Origin of the sequence: Actinotalea sp. C106, assembly GCF_023630195.1 — a bacterium.
Lineage (GTDB): Bacteria > Actinomycetota > Actinomycetes > Actinomycetales > Cellulomonadaceae > Actinotalea.
This window is the reverse complement of record NZ_JALPKN010000411.1, coordinates 1-2,100: the sequence shown is the minus strand read 5'-3', so window position 1 is coordinate 2,100 and position 2,100 is coordinate 1. Positions and strand designations below refer to the sequence as shown.

At 71.9% G+C, this 2,100-nt stretch carries 3 protein-coding genes; 2 read left to right on the top strand and 1 reads right to left on the bottom strand.

What is annotated here, in order from left to right; all coding sequences use genetic code 11:
• On the top strand, positions 1–337 hold a 337-nt coding region (locus L0B03_RS17015; protein WP_250448077.1), incomplete at its 5' end, for a ubiquinol-cytochrome c reductase iron-sulfur subunit.
• A gap of 198 nt (positions 338–535) precedes the next feature.
• On the opposite strand, the gene L0B03_RS17010 is transcribed toward L0B03_RS17015, so the two are convergent.
• Positions 536–805, bottom strand: a complete 270-nt coding sequence (locus L0B03_RS17010) for an acylphosphatase (protein WP_250448075.1) — start codon at positions 803–805, stop codon at positions 536–538.
• A gap of 222 nt (positions 806–1,027) precedes the next feature.
• Here L0B03_RS17010 and thpD point away from each other — a divergent pair, with 222 nt between their 5' ends.
• Positions 1,028–1,927 carry an ectoine hydroxylase gene (gene thpD, locus L0B03_RS17005; RefSeq protein ID WP_250448073.1) on the top strand — a complete coding sequence of 300 codons (900 nt, stop codon included), beginning with the start codon at positions 1,028–1,030 and terminating at the stop codon, positions 1,925–1,927.
• Positions 1,928–2,100 lie beyond the last annotated feature (173 nt).

Below are 2,100 nucleotides of genomic sequence, written 5' to 3'. Positions count from 1 at the left end.
CGGGCCCGAGCTCGTCGCCCCGGATCCCGACGCCCCGACCGTGCCAGGGGCCCTCGTGGCCCTCGCCGCCGTCCCGATCGGCGGGGCCGTGGTCGTCACCGGGGCGACCGGCGGTCCGGTGGTGGTGAGCCGGACCGGGCAGGACGCCGTGGTGGGACTCACCGGGATCTGCACCCACCAGGGGTGCACCGTGGCACCCGCGGGCGAGGAGCTGGTGTGCCCGTGCCACCAGTCGGTCTTCGACCCGGCGACGGGGGAGAACCTCGAGGGACCGGCGACCGAGCCGCTGGCCACGATCGACCTGAGGCTCGAGGACGGACAGGTCTACGAGGCCTGAGCCTCGACGCGGCGTGAGGGGTCGTGCCGGAGACGTCGTAACAGACTGTTCACATCCTCTGCGCCAAAGGTCCCTGAAGTCAGGGGGCCGACCTGCCGAAGACAGTAGGCATGAGCGCACCCACCCTGGACCACATCCCCGTCGACGAGATGGACGACGAGCTGCCGCCCTTCTGGGACTGAGGCAGACCGGCCCTCCTCACCCCGTGATGCGGAAGTCGACGAGCCCCTCGGGCTCGCCGTCCTCGACCACGACCTCCTCGACCCGAGCCTGACCCGGCCCGCGCCGGGCCCAGGCCAGCACCTCCTCGACCTCGGCCTCGGGCCCCTCGAGCACCGCCTCGACCGCGCCGTCGGCCCGGTTGCGCACCCAGCCCGCGACCCCGCGCCGCGTGGCCTCTGCCTCGCAGGCCCAGCGGTACCCCACCCCCTGCACGCGCCCCCGGACGAGCACTCGCCGTCGGATCATGAGGCCAGTGTGCCCAGCGCCGTCGAGGTGGACAACAGCGCACAGATCGGTAGCGTGGCCAGCACGCGACCCACCGATGTGCCTTCCGGGAGGTGCCCAGACAGCCGCGCCGCTCGTCGCTCGTATGCCGTACCCCGTCTCTGCCCAGTGCTGGGCCCGTGCTCGACCTCCACCTCAGCGTCCCGACCCCGGATCCGGAACGACGCTGCACGAGGAGATCGCATGACCACGACCCAGGACGCCCGCCAGGACCTCTACCCCACGCGCCTCACCGCGCCAGGTGGCACCCTCACCCGGGAGCACCGCACGGTGTGGGGGCGCGCGCAGGACGGCCCCTTCGACGCCGGCGCGCTGGCTGCCCACGAGGAGCGTGGCTTCACGATCCTCGAGGACATGATCACCGGCGACGAGGTGCTGGCCTACCGCCAGGAGCTGACCCGCCTGACCACCACGCCCGCCCTCAAGGCTGACGAGCGGGTCATCACCGAGAAGACCTCGGGGGAGGTGCGGTCGATCTTCGAGGTCCAGGACCTCAGCCCCGCGATCGACGCCCTCTCCCGCGACCCGCGGATCCTCGAGCGCGCGCGACAGCTGCTCGGCTCGGAGGTCTACCTGCACCAGACGCGGGTCAACTACATGCCCGGCTTCGCCGGTTCAGGCTTCTACTGGCACTCGGACTTCGAGACCTGGCACGCCGAGGACGGCATGCCGATCCCGCGCGCCGTGAGCTGCTCGATCGCGCTGACCGACAACTACCCGTTCAACGGCGGGCTCATGGTCATGCCCGGTTCGCACCGGACCTTCGTACCCAGCCTCGGTGAGACCCCCGAGGACAACTACCGCTCCTCCCTCAAGGAGCAGAAGGCCGGTGTGCCCTCCGAGGCCGCCATCACCGAGATGGCCCACGGCCTGGGCATCGACCAGTTCACCGGCCCGGCAGGCTCGGCCCTCTGGTTCGACGCCAACATCATGCACGGCTCGGGCAACAACATCACCCCGTTCCCGCGCTCGAACATCTTCTTCGTGTTCAACAGCGTCGAGAACGCCCTCGAGGAGCCCTTCGGCGCCGCCGACCACCGCCCCGGGTACATCGCGAACCGGGACGCCACCCCTCTGCGCTGAGGCCTGGCCCCTGACGTCCTGCGGTCCTGCTCGTCCAGCTCGGGCCGCAGGGCGTCACGACGGGTCAGCGGGGGACAGGCGGCGGCACTCCGAGGTCGCCGACCTCGGGCTGGCCCGGGTCGGCCGCGGCGCCGAGGTAGCGGTAGGGGCGCTCGGCGCCCGCCGCGGACGCG

Bases quoted from the DNA above. Each gene is read 5' to 3' on its own strand.
- L0B03_RS17010 (WP_250448075.1), bottom strand. From the start codon at position 805: ATGATCCGACGGCGAGTGCTCGTCCGGGGGCGCGTGCAGGGGGTGGGG.
- thpD (WP_250448073.1), top strand. From the start codon at position 1,028: ATGACCACGACCCAGGACGCCCGCCAGGACCTCTACCCCACGCGCCTC.